Genomic DNA, 15,199 nt, shown 5'->3' with positions numbered 1-15,199 from the left:
AGCACCCAGGCGGAGACTCGATGTCCGCGACGGGCGATACTTGCGCATTGACCAATGACCGGCCACAAGCGACAGGAGTTTTAGCGCCTCGGAGGCAACAAGCAGTCAAGAGCCGATCGCCCCGAACGGATGGGAGACTGGGTCACTATTCGAAGGCGGCGGCACGCTGGGGCTGCAACAAACCGGCGGCGTGGAGGTCTCCAAGGTGGTCTCGGCCAACATGACTGTGAAGCGCCGGACAACTCGGTTATGGACGTGCGCTGGAGGCAGTTCGATTTTCAGCGCTGTGGAAAACCATCAACGTTGCCAGGTTCTAAAGAACTGCGGAAACTCCGAGGCGCGAGCCGACGCGCTTGGCGAGGTCTTTGAGGGCGTCCGCGACTGGACCGGAGAGGATATCGCGGGTCAGTATCGCAGAGGCCCCTCCAAGGTTCAGCGCCATCACGCGCTTGCGGTCGGCGGAAATGACCGGCACGCCGACGGCGTTTACCAAGGGGTGCATCTTGCCTACGCCGATGACGTGACCCTCAGCGTCGTATTGCGCAAGTGCGTCTTTGAAATTCTGGCGATAGACGGCGAACTTCGCAGGCCGTTCAATCCGGATGTCTTCGAGAACTTGGCGCCGTTCCGGCACGGACAGTCCGCACAGGTACGCCCAGCCCGCGGCGGAATTCATCACTTCATACGTTGAACCGACCTGCAGGTTCAACTGAAGAATGCCTTCACCTGAGGCCCGTTGCACGATCAGCATGTCGGCGCCGAAGCGCGAACTCAAAGAGACGGAGCCACCGAAGCGCTGCGCGAGTTCTCGCATCAGCGGGTACGCATATTCGACGACGCCCGTGTTAGCGGCGGCCGCATGCCCCAGTCGCAGGACGGCCTCTCCGATGCACAACTTGTCCTGTGCAGTGCCAGGCACCAGAAATCCAAGCTTCTTGAGGGTCTGGCAGAGGCGCCAAACCGTCGGCTGCGGCAGGCCCAGCATGCCCGCCAAGTCGGTGGGTCCCAGCTCCCTTCGCTCGGCAGTGAAGCACTGCAGGATCATCAAGCCCCGCGCCAAAGCTATCACCACACCACCGCGTTCTTCTTCCATGGATTCTCCTGTATGAATTGAGGATTCATTTTGCCGCTTAATTAGTGAGGAGGCGTGGCCATCCAAGAAACGCGATCACCTTGGTAAGACGACAAGCCACGACAGAGCATTGCTTTCACTTGACGGGCGAAACCTCGATGTGCAATATGGTTCGTAAAACGAATTGATCATTCGTAGAGTGAATTATGGAGACAGAGCGAGCGTCTCGACTTTGTGAACAAAACCCCACAGGAGACGCCCGATGCTGCACGACTCACCAACTCGGACCACGCCTGATGCTGCCGCGAGCGGGTTGCCCAGTCGCAGCTCAACATTGCTCGGCCGACTGGCCGATTTCGTTGCGGGCATTTCGTTGGACCGTTTGCCGGAAGCAGTCATGGAGAAGGCCAAGTGTCACGTGCTCTACACGATGTGCAATGCGGTGGCGACGGGAACGGTCGCGGACCCGGTGGCGCCGTGCGTCGCCGCCATTGGAACCGCGTTTGGCCCTTGTATGGCTTGGGGCACGACCATGACCGGCGGCGCCGGGGAGATTGCATTCCTCAATGCGGTGTCGGGATCCTATCGCGCGCAGAACGATTTCGATCCGTTGTCCGCCACTCATCCGGGACTGGTCGTCATTCCGGCGACACTTTCGCTCGCCCAAGCCCGAAAGTCGGGAGGAGCAAGCGTGCTCGAAGCCGTTATTGCGGGTTACGAGGTATGCACCCGGCTCGCGGCGCCGATGGCTCAGTCACTGGCCGCGCGTGGAATGCGTCCGACCGCGGTCGTCGGTGCTATGGCAGCAGGTGCCGCGGCGGCGCGCTTGCTTGGCCTGGATGTGGCGCAGACCGCTAACGCGATTGGACTCGCATCGCAGGTGGCATCGGGCACGTTGCAATGTTGGACGGAAGGCACCCCTGAGTGGAGGCTGCAGTTCGGCACTGCCGCAGATGCGGGTATTCGCGCAGCGCTGCTGGCGGAACAGGGCGTTGTGGCGGCGCAGTCAGGGTTGGACGGCAGCCAGGGCCTGTACTGTTCGATGACCGGCAAGGTGCCGGAAATGGGATTCGAAGGCTGGTCCATTCTGGACGTTGAACTTCAGGCCTTCCCGGGCTCAGCGGCGGTACAGCCGGTGCTGCAAGCCCTGGCGCTAGTGCTCGAGGAACGCAATTCGTCTCAAGGCACGGGCGCCGTCGAGATCACGTTCTCAGAGGAACCGGGATTCCGTGGGCCAGCGATGGAAGAGCGCGGTCTCTTCCAGGCACCCGACCAAGCACTCGCCAGTGCCCGCTTCATGAGCGCCGTTCTGGGTGTGCATGGCACCGAGGGGCTGAGCGACTGGCGCCGGTATGTGAACAGCGCAAGGGTAGCGAATGTCGCTGCACGGATCTTGATTCGATCTGGTCAGGGTGGTGGCGACGAAATCAGCATCCGTATGGATGGCGCGGCGCCGGTGGTTGTTCCGCGCAAAGTGTTTGCCGGCCACACATGGCGCCAAACGGTCGCGCTGCTCGCGCCGTCCGCGCGCGCTTGGAGCTTTCCGAAATCGCTGGAGCGTTTCGTCGCGCTCGCCGGAGGCATCGAACGTCTCGAGCGGCTGGACAACGTGGACTGCCTTCTCGAAACGATACGACCCGCTGAAACAACTACAACCAAGGACATGCGATGAAGAGAAGAACCGTACTCGAAGCATTCGCCAGCAGCGTGGCGCTGCTGGCAGGAGCCGCGCAAAGTGCTGACTGGCCGCCACCACTTGTTCGCATCGTCGTCGGGTATCCGCCAGGAGGACCGAATGACCTGATCGCGCGGGCCATCGGCTCTCGGCTTGCCTCCGACCTGCAGGCGACGGTGATTGTGGACAACCGGCCCGGCGCCAGCGGGATGACCGGCGGCGCGCATGTCGCCAAGTCGAAACCCGACGGCGCCACGTTGTTGCTCGACTCCACCACGCTGTCCATCGTCAACGCCCTGTACGACAAGCCGCCCATTCAGGCAGACACAGATCTCGCGCCGATCACGCTTGTAGGGAGGGGCTCGCTGTTCCTGGTGGCCCATCCGTCCCTGGAATTCACGGGCGTCAACGACCTTCTGCGCTACGCGCGCTCCAATCCGGGGAAGCTCGCGTATGCCTCAACTGGCAACGGTACTGGCCCGCACCTGGCCGGCGAACTTTTCCAGCAAATGACGGGCGTGAGTCTCGTCCACATTCCCTATAAGGGCAGCGCGCCTGCAGTGACCGATCTTTTGGGGAACCAGGTGCAACTCATGTGGGCAACTGGCCCAGCCGCACTGCCGCATGTGAAGGCGAAAAAGTTGACTCTCCTGGCCGTCACAGGCAGCGAGCGAACTGGCGACCTTCCCGATGTCCCCACCCTTCACGAATCGGGTGTGAGCGGGTATGAGATGTCCATCTGGTGGGGCGCATTCGGACCAGCTTCTCTCCCTCCTGATCTCGCCTCGAGATTGTCGAAATTCATCAATGCAATTTTGTCGGCACCCGAGGTGCGCGAGCGGTTTGGTGCGTTGGGAATCGAGGCCGTCGGAACCACCCCGTCCGACTTTCAGAAGACCCTTCGCACCGACATGCTGAAGTACGGTGAAATCATTCGACGGGGCCAGATCCGCCCCACCTGACCCCCCGGTCTCTCTCACCCAGAACCCGACATGCAAACGAATCACACCCGAGGTCTACTGAAATCACCGCGCTCGCACGCTTGGGCCCCTCATGGTTGAAGCGATGACAGATTTTCTCCTGACAGACCAGTGCGACGCGGTAATGAGACTGCGATTGAACCGACCCCAGGCAGCCAACGCGCTGAACCGGGCCATGCTCGCCGGTATTCAGGCCGCGCTGGTCGCCGCGCGAGAAGACGGCGGCGTTGGTGCGGTGCTTCTGTGCAGCACAGGTCGCGCCTTCTGTGGTGGTATGGACCTCAACGAAGCCTTCGATCCCGTTGCGGCATTTTCACAGCAAATGCGCCGAGAGATGCTCAGTGCGACGCTGGCAGCGATGGCGGAATTCCCCAAACCCCTTGTCGTCGCCGTCCAAGGCCCGGCTGTCGGTGCCGGTTGCATGCTTGCATTCATGGCGGATGTACTGGTCGCCGATGAGGCCGCAAGATTCTCCCTTCCGGAAGTCGCGCTGGGCATGCCTACGCCAATCGCGGCGACCATCGCGGAATGGCGAGGAGGCGCGTCGCTCGCACGCCACCTCGTTCTGGGAAACGGGACGAGCACCGCCGCAGATATGCGTGTCGGAGCTATCTCGTCGGACACTGGCGCCAGTCTCGATTACTTCGCAGCAGTTCGGACGGCCGCCCTCGCGAGGCAGCCCGCGCATGCGTTCGGGCCAACCAAAGCCTGGCTGGCTCGATCAATCGTGCAACAACTTGAAGTAGCGACCGCGGAAGCAAAGCGGATCGCGGAAAGAACAATGTGATAGATACCCTTGGCGCAACGCTGAGACACAACCTCGAAGCCCGCAACGGCATGCTGGTCCCCGGCGCAGCCAATGCCTTGGCCGCACGTGTGATCGAAGACCTGGGCTTCGACGCGGTCTACATCAGTGGAGCAGGTGTTGCCAACACCTACCTTGGGGTACCGGACATCGGATTGGTCGGATTGGCGGAAATGGTGCAACACACGCAGGTCATTCGCGACGCATGTGATCTTCCGCTCATCGTGGACGCAGATACCGGTTATGGCAACGCGCTGAACGTGCGGCATGCGGTTCGCTCGCTCGAGCGCGCCGGCGCCAATGCGATTCAGCTGGAGGACCAAGTCATGCCCAAGAAATGCGGTCATTTCGCTGGCAAGGCCGTCGTCGAAACCGCAGAGATGCTCGGCAAGATCAAGGCGGCCGTTGATGCACGTCATAGCCGGGATTTTTTGATTATTGCGCGTACCGACGCGCGCGCAATCCATGGTTTGGATGCGGCGCTGGAGCGGGCGGCGGCCTTTGCTGCAGCGGGCGCAGACCTGACCTTTGTAGAGGCCCCTGAAAGCCCGGATGAGCTGGCACGAATTGCGCGTGAGCTCCAATGCCCGCAGGTCGCCAATATGGTGATTGGAGGCAGGACGCCAGCACTTCCGGCCAAGGAACTGGGGGAGTTGGGATTTGGCATGGTTCTGTATGCCAATGCGGCGCTCCAGGCCGCTTTGCAGGGGATGATCCAAGCACTGTCGGTCTTGCGCAACGAGGGAATTCTTTCCGAGTCGTCACACCTGATTGCATCCTTCCAAGAGCGGCAGCGGATCGTGCGCAAGGACGAATTCGACGCCATGGAAGATCGGTACGCAACAGGATCACCGCCGGCCTGAGCAAGTGGCGAGCATTGAGAGGGGCGGGTTAACCTGTATGACGAGGCAAGCATCGTTGGCCGCCTGCACTTTCCAGCGACCTTGACGTCGTCAAGGGCAGGCCCAGGTTTTCTTCGGTAGGGTGGGGCCTCGACGCCATGCGAACGCTGGTCTCGAATTACCTCCATGTTGGAGCACCGCCGCCTCCAAGTCTCGGTGTCGAGTGAGGTGCCCACGAGCCCGGCATGTGCTACCCATGACTCATGGTTACATTCCCGAACTGTAGTGTGCCGCCGCCCCCCCGCTCCGCAGCCTGGGATTCAGAGGGTTTTGAGGGATCCCCGACGGGTCTGTCGGAGTGGCGCGCTGCGCACCGGTACAGTGATGCAGGCTGGCGCAAAGCCGCGCGGATTTTTTCCGCGCCGGTCCCCAAACGCGCTATGGCAAACGGCTGAAAAGCAGCAAGGCCACTCAAGCGGCGCTGGCTCGATTTTCGCAGGCTGCGACGCCCATTCCTCTTTTTTCACGAGGTCACGCAGGACCTTGCACACCATCCAATAATCTGCATCCACGATCTGCCCGATAGCAGCTGCCGGTACGTGAACAACAGTTTGAAGGTTGATGTCCCGGGAAGTGGTGTAAGTCTTCTTTCACTCGCTGCGCGGCAAGGCGCGTAGGGCGTAGCCCGGAGCGGCTTGCCGCGCAGCGACCGCTCCCTTCGGGGGTGGCCATCGTGAAGTCCGGATAAGTTTGAGGTGCGACCCACCAAACCTGTCCATAAAGGAAATCACAATGACCACCGCCACTATGGCATTAGCCGAGCTCGCCGAGAAGGGAGCTGATGTCGACGTCCTGCGCCAGATGGTGCAGTTCATGGCCCAGCGCCTGATGGAGCTCGATGTCGAAGGCCGCTGCGGCGCTGCCTACGACGAGAAGAATCCCGCCGAACGGCTCAACAGCCGCAACGGCTACCGCGAGCGCACCTGGGATACCCGTGCGGGCAGCGTCGAACTGAAGATCCCCAAGCTACGCCAAGGCAGCTACTTCCCCGAGTTCCTGGAGCCTCGGCGCACCGCCGAGAAGGCGCTCACCGCCGTCATCCAGGAAGCCTACGTTCAGGGCATCTCCACCCGCTCGGTAGACGACCTGGTCAAGTCGCTGGGCATGAGCGGCGTCTCCAAGAGCCAGGTCAGCCGACTGTGCGGCGAGCTCGATGAGCGCGTCAACGCCTTCCTGGGACGGCAGATCGAGGGCGACTGGCCCTACCTGTGGATCGACGCCACCTACGTGAAGACGCGCGAGGCCGGCCGCATCGTGAGCGTGGCGGTGATAGTGGCCGTGGGCGTGAATACCGACGGCCAGCGTGAAGTGCTGGGTTTGAAGGTCGGTGCGTCGGAAGCCGAGCCCTTCTGGACCGAGTTCCTGCGCAGCCTGAACCGTCGAGGTCTTCGCGGTGTGAAGCTCGTGATCAGCGACAGCCACGAAGGCATCAAGGCGGCGGCTGCGAAGGTCCTGAAGGCCACCTGGCAGCGTTGCCGGGTGCACTTCATGCGCAACGCTCTGGCGCATGCCGGCAAGACGCAGCGGCGCATGGTCTCGGCCGCCATCGGCACGGTGTTCGTGCAGGACTCCGCCGATGCTGCGCGAGCCCAATGGAGGTCGGTGGCCGACCAGCTCCGAGACAAGTTCCCCAAGCTCGGCACCTTGATGGACGAAGCGGAGAACGATGTGCTGGCCTTCATGACCTTCCCGCGGGCGCACTGGACGCAGATCTACAGCACGAATCCTCTGGAACGGCTGAACGCCGAGATCAAGCGTCGCACGAACGTCGTGGGCATCTTCCCCAACGACGCCTCGATCACCCGGCTCGTCGGCGCCATGATGCTCGAGCAGAACGACGAGTGGTCGCTCAACCGGCGCTATATGCAGTTGGAGGGCTTGCAGACGCTGAGCGATACTGCGCCCACTCGGCTGTCCGCAGTGGCACGCTGAGTACCGTGCAGCTCAGCCTTCTCCGGGCTGTGGAGCTACACCACGGGATGGGACGCGACCGTTTGAAGCGTGAGCCATGTCCGCTTTGATAAGCGTGGTGAACGCGAAGCGCCGATCAGCGCCTGGTGGTGGAGGTCGGCTCAGCCTATACACCCCGTCGTGCACAAATTTCCCGCCGGCCAAGGTGTTCATCGCCTCGCCGGGAATGTCCATCAAGACCCGCGTGCGCTGGGGCGAGACGTACGCGGTGATGTATTGCACTGGATCGCCCCTCTGGTCATGAAGCTGGTGGCTCAGCCTGAGCAGCGGCGCACCGATTGAGGTCTTCGGGTAGTGGCCTCGCTGCGGCCCTGCCGCTTCTGCGCGATGTCCTGCACGACCCGGCCGAACTGCAGTCCGTTCTCCATCAGCAGTTCGTACAGGGCGCATTTCTACAGCGCGGCAAGCGTCAGCCCGGCGCCAATCCGCTCAGCTACCCAGGCGTCGGTCAGCATCAAAGGCATCTCGCCGACGTGCCGCAACCTCTGCGCGTGGACGGCCTTTCTGTCGACTGCCACGTTGTGCATCCGCCCGATTTCCGCGGGAACTGTTTCCGTTGCCAGTCCGATGCCCTGCACCTGTGCTTCGCTATGCGACAGCCTCAAATCTTCCACGAAGCTCGGGTAGGGGCCGGGCAACTCGCCTGGACGTCCTCACTTACGTACGTTCCAACATCGTGGCGCCGTTCGAGCTTCGTGCTGGCGCCCTTCGCGCTGTTGAACAAGACGTCGTTCCTTGCCGAGCGGGTGCTGGGCAACGTGGTCTCGTCGGGCATCAAGGTGCTGGTGCCAGCCGTGATCGTCGGCATCGGCACGGGTCTGTTCGGCGAGTTCACTGCGCCGCCCGGCACGGAGCCGAGCATCGACCACACGCTGACCATCATGCTTGCCTCGCTCGCGCTGTTCGTCTTGGTCATCTTCGGGCCGGGTATCGCCACCGGATTGGTGTCCAGCGCGCCGCAGCTTTAGTGCCGGCGCAGCGGCCGGGACGCCGGGTGGCGGAGCAGGGCTCGCGGTTGCCGGTGGCGCAGCCGTTGCGGCCGCAGGCGCGGCGCGCAGCGCAATCGGCGGTGCGGCGGCCGCAGGCCGCTCGGCCAGCACGCTCGCCGGCGGCGCGCGCTCGGCTTATGAAGCCGGTGTTGCGGCCTCGGGAGGCAGCGGGCTGCGCGCTGCCGGGGCTGGCCTGGCCAACTTCGCGCGCAGTGGCGCCGGGGCAGTCGGCGAGCGCGTTTCCGCCGGGCCAGAGTGCCGATACCGCGGCCCGAACCTTCGCTGCTGCCATGGGCAAATCCTTGAACCAGACTGTGTTCGTTAACAACCGTGCAGGTGCGAGCGGCATTATTGGAGCCCAGGATGTCAAGCGCAGCCAACCCGATGGGGCTAAGGACGTGAAGCAACTCGTGGCGATGGCCAAGTTGCAACCCAATCAGATCGACTATGCGTCCGGCGGGGTCGGCATCACCGTTCATCTGGGCATGGAACTCTTGCAGGTGCGCACCGGCATCCGGTTAAACCACATTCCCCATAACGGCTCGCCGGCCGGGCTTAATGTGGTTATTGGTGGGCAGACTACCCTCATGATGTACAGTGGCGCCGCCGCGTTGCCGCACGTCAAAAGCGGGCGCCTATGGCTGCTGGCCACGACCGGCGCCCAGCGAGCGGTGGCGTTGCCGGATCTGCCCACGCTCGCCGAGCAGGGGGTGCCAGGCTATGAGGTCACGGGTTGGAACGGCGTCGTGGTGCCCAAGCGCACCCCACGGGCGATCATTGATCGACTGAACGACTCGCTGCGCGACGCGAGCAAGGATCCCACGGTCGTCACCAGCTAGCGCCTCGCCGGCGCAGAGGCCATGACCACGTCTTTGGCTGAGTTCACCCGCTATCTTGCAACTGAGTTGCGCCAATGGCGCGAGGTGATGGGCCCGGCAAAGATTTCAGTCAATTGAGCGAAAGAGGGCAGGGGCACGGCCGCTGTGCATTGCGGCGCTGCATGTTCAAGCCCAAGTCCGCTATGCTGACCAGACCATCGTGCACACCATGACCCCAGCATCGCCCAAACTTCTTCGCACACCGGGCATGTCGCTCCACCGACAGCTCTATATGTCCCTTCGCGCCAACATCCTCAACAGGACTTGGCCGGTAGGAAGCGCGCTGCCTACTGAGGACTCACTGAGCGCCCAGTTCAATGTATCCCGCATCACAGTGCGGCGTGCCCTGACGGACCTTGCTGCTGATGGGCTTGTTGTTCGCAAGCACGGCGTGGGCACGTTCGTGAACGGCGGTATCGACCTTCCGCGCCCGAATGCCACGCTTACGATGCTCGACGAACTGCGGCGGGCGGCGGGTGAAACCGATGTGCGCGTCCTGGATGTCGCACACCAGCCTGCTCCTCCAGCGATTGCAAGGATGCTGCAGCTTTCTGAAGCTGATTCGGCGTTCCACGCGGTGCGGCTACGCATTCTGGACCGCATTCCGGTGATGATCACAGACGCGTGGGTGCCCGAGCGCTTCGGGGCGAAGATTACAGCGGCTGCCCTGAAGAAGCATCCCCTTTACGAACTACTGTTGGCCCACGGCATGGTCTTTGGCCGCGTGATCCAGGAGGTCAACGCGGAGGCTGCGAGCCCTCAGTTGGCACAGCAACTCGAGACAGAGGTCGGATCGCCTCTGCTGAGGGTGTCGAGGCTGCTGCACGATCCGCAGGACCGGCCAGTCGAGTACATCACCGTTCACGTGGTGCCTGAGCGCACGCGCCTGCTGATGGAAGTGCCAGGGCAGGCGATGAACACTCTATCTGCAGGACAGTTCGTGCACGACGGGGTTTCCCAGTCACGGGCAAGACGCCCCAAAAAGCACGCCTCAAAGTAACGTCGGAGCGAGCCGGTTCACTTTGCCAGCACTGCCAAGACAGGTCGAGCAGCTTTCCGCTCTGGCCTACCCAGCCGGCCATGGTGGACGGATTGATCGAGACGCCGTCGCGGCCATAGATGCGGCTCGGACATTGAGCCGGAAATCTGCCCAAGGAGCAGAAGCAATACGGCGGGCGGACTGCGCAAGACCGCATGTCGGTAGCTCTTGAAAATCTGAATGACATCCGCTGAATGAAATCCGCGCTCTCAGCAAGTCAGGGCGCCAAACGTTTTTCGATGCCCGGCACCGACTTGATTCCCTGGGCGTACCAACGCATCTCGTTGATCACGTAGTCTCTGAAACCATCGCCCGGCAAGTCCTTGACGTCTACGCCGGTGGCAATCACGCTGGCAGCCACGGCCGGATCCTTGATGGCGAGCGACATGGCAGCCGATATCTTCTTCACGATGCCAACGGGCATTCCGGCCGGCGCGACCATGCCAAACAGCCCTGTGCCCACGATGTCAATGCCTTGTTCTTTGAAGGTCTTGATATCTGGGTAGGTCGGGCTGCGGCGATCGGAGAACAGCACAACCAGCTTGAGCTTGCCGCTGTCGATCATCGGTTTGAGCGTTCCGAAGTTGCCGAGGAATCCATCCACACGCCCGGACACGATGTCCGTCAGCGCGTTGTTTACGCCCTGATATGGAACGCCGATGAGCTTCGAACCCGTGCGGGCGTTAATCACCTCCATGATCAGTTCCGACGCGCCGCCTGCGCCAGGCAAGCCGATCTTCACATCGCCGGTTTTTGATGCGGCAATCAAGTCAACGGCGTTGTTGATCTTGGAGTCACCGTGAACGAAGATGCCGGCTGGCGCTTCGAATGCCAGCCCGATGAAGGTGAAATCTTCAGGCACCCGGTAGCCCAACGAGCCGCCTGTGGCTGCCCGCAGCGCCGGCATCGCAGACAGGCTGCTGTTGGATGCGAATAGCAGGGTATAGCCATCGGGCTTCGATTCAGCCACATACTTTGTGGCGAGCACCCCGGTTGCGCCCGGCTTGTTCTCGATGACAACGGGTTGGCCCAAGGTCCTCGACATGTGTTCGCCGAGCTGGCGCGCATAAATATCGGCATTGCCGCCGGCCGAATAGCCGACGATCACCCGGATAGGCTTGCTGGGCCATGCCTGCTCCGCGTGCAGTAGCGGCGCGGTTGCAAAAAATGTGATGCCAACGCCGGCGAAGAAGGCACGGAAGCGCATGATGTCTGTCTCCTTGTATTGGACCTTATGGTAGGAACTGGGTAAGCCAGCGCCGAGCGTTCCATCACTGTGAACGGGCTGTCTAGGCATGCAAGTGCCTGGCACACTTCTGCATCATCTGAACGATCTGCGCACCTGCTCATGCGTCTGGATTGGCCATCGCGTGGGTATCGATCACGTTGACGATACGCTGTCCGAACAGCAGCTTCTTGCTTGAGGCATGCGCGGCATTGCCGGAACGGCATGGATTTCTCTGGGCGCACAACTGAGCAAACGGCACTGCATGACGCCCGGCTGGAGGGGGAGGTCGCGGGTGGTGACGCGCGGCAAACCAAGCGCGGCCGCGGCACGCCCAGCTGTGAAGACCGATGTCAGCGCGCCGCAGCGACCCGCACGGGTCGTCAGAAGCAGCGTCAGGGCGCCTGCGGGGGAGCAAGCGACGGCCACTCTAGCAAGGTGCGCGCAGATCGCGCGAAGAACCACTCCTTGTCCGTGGCCGACATGATGTCGCTATCGCGCAGGTAGTACAGCAGATCAGCCCAGCAGTTGCCCGTCTGGTTCTGCGTGAAGTCGGTAGCCCACATCAGGTGGTCGATGCCGAAAGCATCCACGGCCCGGCAGAATTGCCGCTGGATTTCCGGGAATGGGTATTCGCCGCCCCAGGTATGCTGCGCCGCGCTCCACTTCATCCAGATGTTCTCGTGCCTGCCGAGCGCGAGGATGTCTTCCCATTGTTGGGGCGAGCGCGTGGAGCCGCAGTGGTCGATGATGAAGCGCACACCTCCCAGGCGCGTGACGGTGCCGGCCAGTGTCATGCCTACGTCGCGGCCCAGCACGCTTACGGGCAGGCCGTGATGTTCGGCGAGCTTGAGCAGTTCGTCGAAGCCGCCTGCCTTGAACACTTCGCGCTCCTCGGGAAGGCGCAGGTCGATTCGCACCGAACGGCACCCCGGCGAGGCCGCGAGCGTGACAAACAATGCTGCAAGGTCTGGGTCACGCCGGTCCAGACGTTGGACGTAGGCAAAGCGCCCAGGGTACTTGAGCGATGCTGCTTCGGCCATCGGGCTTAGGGGCCGCTTTATGCCGCCGGGCAGAAGGGCGCAGGGCGTGCTGTGTCCGTCCGGTTCGATCGTCCAGACCTCGTCGATCAGCACAGAGTTGATGCCGAGTGCATCCATACAAGCGAGCGCTTGGTCCATCCCGATCGTCATGAAGATGTGGGCCTGCGCGTCCAGAATGTCGAGTGCCACTTCAGTTCCTTCCGGTGAAATCGGAAGTAGCGATAACGTCGCCATATTTCGCGATCTCCGATTTCAACAGCGCCCGCAATGTCTCGGGCGTAAGCGCAAGCGGCATGCTGCCTAACGATTCAAGTTTGGCTTTTACCTCGGGCAAGGCCAGGGCCTTGAGCATCGAACTGTTGATCTTCGCGACGACATCGGAGGGAGTTGCCGCCGGCGCGATCAGGATGATCCAGCCGGTGAAGTCGAACCCAGGCGCCGCTTCGCCTACAACCGGCATGTCGGGCATGTCGGGCAAGCGCTCCTTGCTTGTCACGCCGAGCATCCGAAGTCGGCCAGAATTCACAAGCTGCTGCACGTTGGGAATCGTGTCCATCGTGTAAGTGACCTCACCCGTCACCACTGCGCTTATCGAGGAAACACTGCCCTTGTATGGTATCTGCCGAGCCTTGATGCCGGCCGCGCGGTTGAACGATTCAATGCCGATATAGCCGCTGCTCGACGCCGTCGCGAAGGTCAAGCCATCGGGCTTGCGCCTGGCCATTGCGACAAAGTCTTTCAGCGTCTTGGCTTCCGACGAAGCGCTGACCACCAGTGCAGCGGGCGTGCTGTAGACGCCAGCGACGGGTTGCAGGTCGCGGTTCAAGTCGTAGTTTGCATTAGGAAAGAGGAACCTGTTGACCACGATGGCGGGTGCGAAGCTGCCAATTGTGTAGCCGTCGGGTGCAGACTTGGCAACGTACTCGGCGCCGATCTGCGTATCCGCGCCTGGCTTGTTCTCCACGACCACTGGTTGGCCCCAGTCTGCAGACAGCTTTTGCGCCATGAGGCGAGTGACCAGGTCGGCAGCGCCGCCCGGCGGGTATGGAACGATGAAGCGGACTGGCTTGTCGGGCCATCCCGCATTCGCTGCCAGCGATGCGGCGAGCACAGAAATGCCAATGGCCGTGCGGATAGTCTTCTTGACGGAATGCATGCTGGTGTCTCCTTCGATTTTTGAGGTATGGACGGTCAGTGCCGCAGCAGCAGATAGCCTAGGAATATCAGCGCCAGCCACAAGGTGTCGATGAGCAGCAGCGCCAAAGGGTGCCAGCCCAGCTTGACAAGTTCCTCGAACGATGTCTTTATGCCGAGCGCCGCAATTGCCAACACGAGGCAGAAGCGAGAGGCCAGGCTCATGACCTCGCCCAGCGCCGACGGCAGCAGTCCCGCACTGTTGACGAGGACCAGTGCGATAAAGGCAAGCAGAAAGGCCGGGACCAGGGCGCTGCGCGCACCAGGCAGCGCACCGGTCTCACCGGCGCGGTGGGCGCGACGGCGCCAGTACCAAGCGAGGCCGGCAACCAGAGGCACTAGCAGTGCGACGCGAAACAGCTTTACGAGGACGGCCGTGTCGGCGGCCGTGTGCGAGATCATCAGACCTGCGCCGACGACCTGCGCAACGTCGTGAATCGTGCCTCCCAGAAAGATACCGGCCGCCACATCGCTCAGCCCTAGCAGGCGCGCGATGCCCGGGTAGAGGATCATCGCCAGCGTCGACAGGCTGGTCACACCCACGACCGCGAGCAACGTCTGCCGCTCGCTTCCCGGCCCCTTGGGCATGACGGCCGATACGGCCAGGGCCGCCGATGCGCCACAGATCGAAACGGCCGAGGCGCACAGGAGGCCGAAGTCCGTGCCAGCGCCAAACCGCCGGGCCAACCAGGCACCCAGCAACACGGTGCTGGCGACGCCGCCGGTAGCGACGGCTAGTGGGCCGATGCCGAGCGCCCCGATTTGGCCGGCCGTCATGCTTGCGCCCAGCAGCGCTACGCCGGCGCGCAGCACAAAGCGAGTACACCAGTCGATGCCGGGCCGGCAGCGCGCGTTGTCATAGAGGAAATGGAACGCTAGCCCGAAGAATAGGGCGTAGAGCAGCTGCGGGCCACCATAATGTTCGGAGATGAATGTCGCTGCCAGCATGACGACCAGCGCCAAGGCGCTGCCCGGCCAGAGGCGCAGAAAGCACTCACACCATGGGTGGCGGCCGGCGCGCAAGAGAAGGGCATGCATTGGACGCTGGCCTCAGGCGGTCTTGAGCTCCTGGAAGGCTTCCAACGCGCGCAGCGAGTACACGTAGGCCGCACCCGCGTTCAAGGCGATTGCAACGCCCAGCGCATCGCTCATTTCGGCTTCGGTCGCACCGGCCTTGGCCGCAGCTGCTGCGTGCGACGATATGCAGCCATCGCAGCGAGTCGTGACAGCTACAGCCATAGCGATCAACTCGCGCGTCTTGGCGTCCAGTGCCCCGTTGGAACCCTGCGCGGCGGTGAGCCCGCGGTAGGCGTCCAGCATCTTCGGATTGGTGTTCCCGAGGCGTGTGTACGAGCGCTTGAGTGTGCCAAGCAAGTCGGTCCAGTTCATGAACATGGGCAAGTCTCTCTTTCTAAGAGGTGGTTGA

Annotated in this window: 14 protein-coding genes and 1 pseudogene; 8 read left to right on the top strand and 7 right to left on the bottom strand. The window is 62.5% G+C overall.

From position 1 onward, the window contains the following. Window positions 1-313: 313 nt before the first annotated feature. Window positions 314-1,093, bottom strand: a complete 780-nt coding sequence (locus G3W89_RS20170; protein WP_162575851.1) for an IclR family transcriptional regulator — start codon at window positions 1,091-1,093, stop codon at window positions 314-316. A 241-nt stretch (window positions 1,094-1,334) separates the two neighbouring features. Here G3W89_RS20170 and G3W89_RS20165 point away from each other — a divergent pair, with 241 nt between their 5' ends. The 5 genes from G3W89_RS20165 to G3W89_RS20145 all read left to right on the top strand — a co-directional run bounded on the left by G3W89_RS20165 (window position 1,335) and on the right by G3W89_RS20145 (window position 7,366). Beyond that, complete coding sequence (locus G3W89_RS20165) at window positions 1,335-2,744, top strand: MmgE/PrpD family protein (protein ID WP_162575850.1); 1,410 nt, start codon at window positions 1,335-1,337, stop codon at window positions 2,742-2,744. After that, window positions 2,741-3,709 carry a tripartite tricarboxylate transporter substrate binding protein gene (locus G3W89_RS20160; RefSeq protein WP_162575849.1) on the top strand — a complete coding sequence of 323 codons (969 nt, stop codon included), beginning with the start codon at window positions 2,741-2,743 and terminating at the stop codon, window positions 3,707-3,709. The genes G3W89_RS20165 and G3W89_RS20160 overlap by 4 nt, the downstream gene beginning before the upstream one ends. A gap of 91 nt (window positions 3,710-3,800) precedes the next feature. After that, window positions 3,801-4,514, top strand: a complete 714-nt coding sequence (locus tag G3W89_RS20155; RefSeq protein ID WP_332107451.1) for an enoyl-CoA hydratase/isomerase family protein — start codon at window positions 3,801-3,803, stop codon at window positions 4,512-4,514. Beyond that, window positions 4,511-5,395: an isocitrate lyase/PEP mutase family protein gene (locus tag G3W89_RS20150; protein WP_269474980.1), complete on the top strand. Its 885-nt coding sequence runs from the start codon at window positions 4,511-4,513 to the stop codon at window positions 5,393-5,395. Before G3W89_RS20155 ends, G3W89_RS20150 begins: the two co-directional genes overlap by 4 nt. Window positions 5,396-6,166: 771 nt before the next feature. Continuing rightward, window positions 6,167-7,366, top strand: a complete 1,200-nt coding sequence (locus G3W89_RS20145; protein WP_162573099.1) for an IS256 family transposase — start codon at window positions 6,167-6,169, stop codon at window positions 7,364-7,366. A 431-nt stretch (window positions 7,367-7,797) separates the two neighbouring features. Here G3W89_RS20145 and G3W89_RS20140 read toward each other — a convergent pair whose 3' ends face one another. Continuing rightward, entirely contained in the window at window positions 7,798-8,043 is a 246-nt protein-coding gene (locus tag G3W89_RS20140; protein ID WP_162572182.1) for a hypothetical protein, read from the bottom strand. A 48-nt stretch (window positions 8,044-8,091) separates the two neighbouring features. On the opposite strand from G3W89_RS20140, the pseudogene G3W89_RS20135 reads away from it, so the two are divergent. The 3 genes and pseudogenes from G3W89_RS20135 to G3W89_RS20125 all read left to right on the top strand — a co-directional run. Next, window positions 8,092-8,644: pseudogene (locus G3W89_RS20135) on the top strand (type IV secretion system protein); the annotation flags it as partial. Continuing rightward, complete coding sequence (locus G3W89_RS20130) at window positions 8,532-9,233, top strand: tripartite tricarboxylate transporter substrate-binding protein (protein ID WP_269474979.1); 702 nt, start codon at window positions 8,532-8,534, stop codon at window positions 9,231-9,233. The pseudogene G3W89_RS20135 and the gene G3W89_RS20130, both read left to right, overlap by 113 nt. 208 nt (window positions 9,234-9,441) lie before the next feature. Further along, window positions 9,442-10,272, top strand: coding sequence for a GntR family transcriptional regulator (locus G3W89_RS20125; RefSeq protein ID WP_162575846.1), 831 nt, complete (start codon window positions 9,442-9,444; stop codon window positions 10,270-10,272). 256 nt (window positions 10,273-10,528) lie between these two features. Here the strand turns inward: G3W89_RS20125 and G3W89_RS20120 are convergent, their stop codons facing one another. The 5 genes from G3W89_RS20120 to G3W89_RS20100 all read right to left on the bottom strand — a co-directional run bounded on the left by G3W89_RS20120 (window position 10,529) and on the right by G3W89_RS20100 (window position 15,168). Beyond that, a complete protein-coding gene (locus G3W89_RS20120; RefSeq protein ID WP_162575845.1) occupies window positions 10,529-11,518 on the bottom strand; it encodes a Bug family tripartite tricarboxylate transporter substrate binding protein in 990 nt (329 codons plus the stop codon). Between the two features lie 413 nt (window positions 11,519-11,931). After that, on the bottom strand, window positions 11,932-12,768 hold the full coding sequence (locus G3W89_RS20115; RefSeq protein WP_162575844.1) for an amidohydrolase family protein: 837 nt from the start codon (window positions 12,766-12,768) through the stop codon (window positions 11,932-11,934). A gap of 1 nt (window position 12,769) precedes the next feature. Further along, window positions 12,770-13,735 carry a Bug family tripartite tricarboxylate transporter substrate binding protein gene (locus G3W89_RS20110; protein WP_162575843.1) on the bottom strand — a complete coding sequence of 322 codons (966 nt, stop codon included), beginning with the start codon at window positions 13,733-13,735 and terminating at the stop codon, window positions 12,770-12,772. A 35-nt stretch (window positions 13,736-13,770) separates the two neighbouring features. Next, window positions 13,771-14,811, bottom strand: coding sequence for a YeiH family protein (locus G3W89_RS20105; protein WP_162575842.1), 1,041 nt, complete (start codon window positions 14,809-14,811; stop codon window positions 13,771-13,773). A gap of 12 nt (window positions 14,812-14,823) precedes the next feature. Then, window positions 14,824-15,168, bottom strand: coding sequence for a carboxymuconolactone decarboxylase family protein (locus G3W89_RS20100; RefSeq protein WP_162575841.1), 345 nt, complete (start codon window positions 15,166-15,168; stop codon window positions 14,824-14,826). Window positions 15,169-15,199 lie beyond the last annotated feature (31 nt).

The organism is Variovorax sp. PBL-H6, assembly GCF_901827155.1.
Classification (GTDB): Bacteria; Pseudomonadota; Gammaproteobacteria; order Burkholderiales; family Burkholderiaceae_C; genus Variovorax.
This window is presented reverse-complemented; position numbering and strand designations above follow the sequence as displayed.

Excerpts from the sequence above, each read along its gene's own strand:
- G3W89_RS20170 (WP_162575851.1), bottom strand. The coding sequence starts at position 1,093 with ATGGAAGAAGAACGCGGTGGTGTGGTGATAGCTTTGGCGCGGGGCTTG.
- G3W89_RS20165 (WP_162575850.1), top strand. The coding sequence starts at position 1,335 with ATGCTGCACGACTCACCAACTCGGACCACGCCTGATGCTGCCGCGAGC.
- G3W89_RS20160 (WP_162575849.1), top strand. The coding sequence starts at position 2,741 with ATGAAGAGAAGAACCGTACTCGAAGCATTCGCCAGCAGCGTGGCGCTG.
- G3W89_RS20155 (WP_332107451.1), top strand. The coding sequence starts at position 3,801 with ATGGTTGAAGCGATGACAGATTTTCTCCTGACAGACCAGTGCGACGCG.
- G3W89_RS20145 (WP_162573099.1), top strand. The coding sequence starts at position 6,167 with ATGACCACCGCCACTATGGCATTAGCCGAGCTCGCCGAGAAGGGAGCT.
- G3W89_RS20130 (WP_269474979.1), top strand. The coding sequence starts at position 8,532 with ATGAAGCCGGTGTTGCGGCCTCGGGAGGCAGCGGGCTGCGCGCTGCCG.
- G3W89_RS20125 (WP_162575846.1), top strand. The coding sequence starts at position 9,442 with ATGACCCCAGCATCGCCCAAACTTCTTCGCACACCGGGCATGTCGCTC.
- G3W89_RS20120 (WP_162575845.1), bottom strand. The coding sequence starts at position 11,518 with ATGCGCTTCCGTGCCTTCTTCGCCGGCGTTGGCATCACATTTTTTGCA.
- G3W89_RS20110 (WP_162575843.1), bottom strand. The coding sequence starts at position 13,735 with ATGCATTCCGTCAAGAAGACTATCCGCACGGCCATTGGCATTTCTGTG.
- G3W89_RS20105 (WP_162575842.1), bottom strand. The coding sequence starts at position 14,811 with ATGCATGCCCTTCTCTTGCGCGCCGGCCGCCACCCATGGTGTGAGTGC.
- G3W89_RS20100 (WP_162575841.1), bottom strand. The coding sequence starts at position 15,168 with ATGTTCATGAACTGGACCGACTTGCTTGGCACACTCAAGCGCTCGTAC.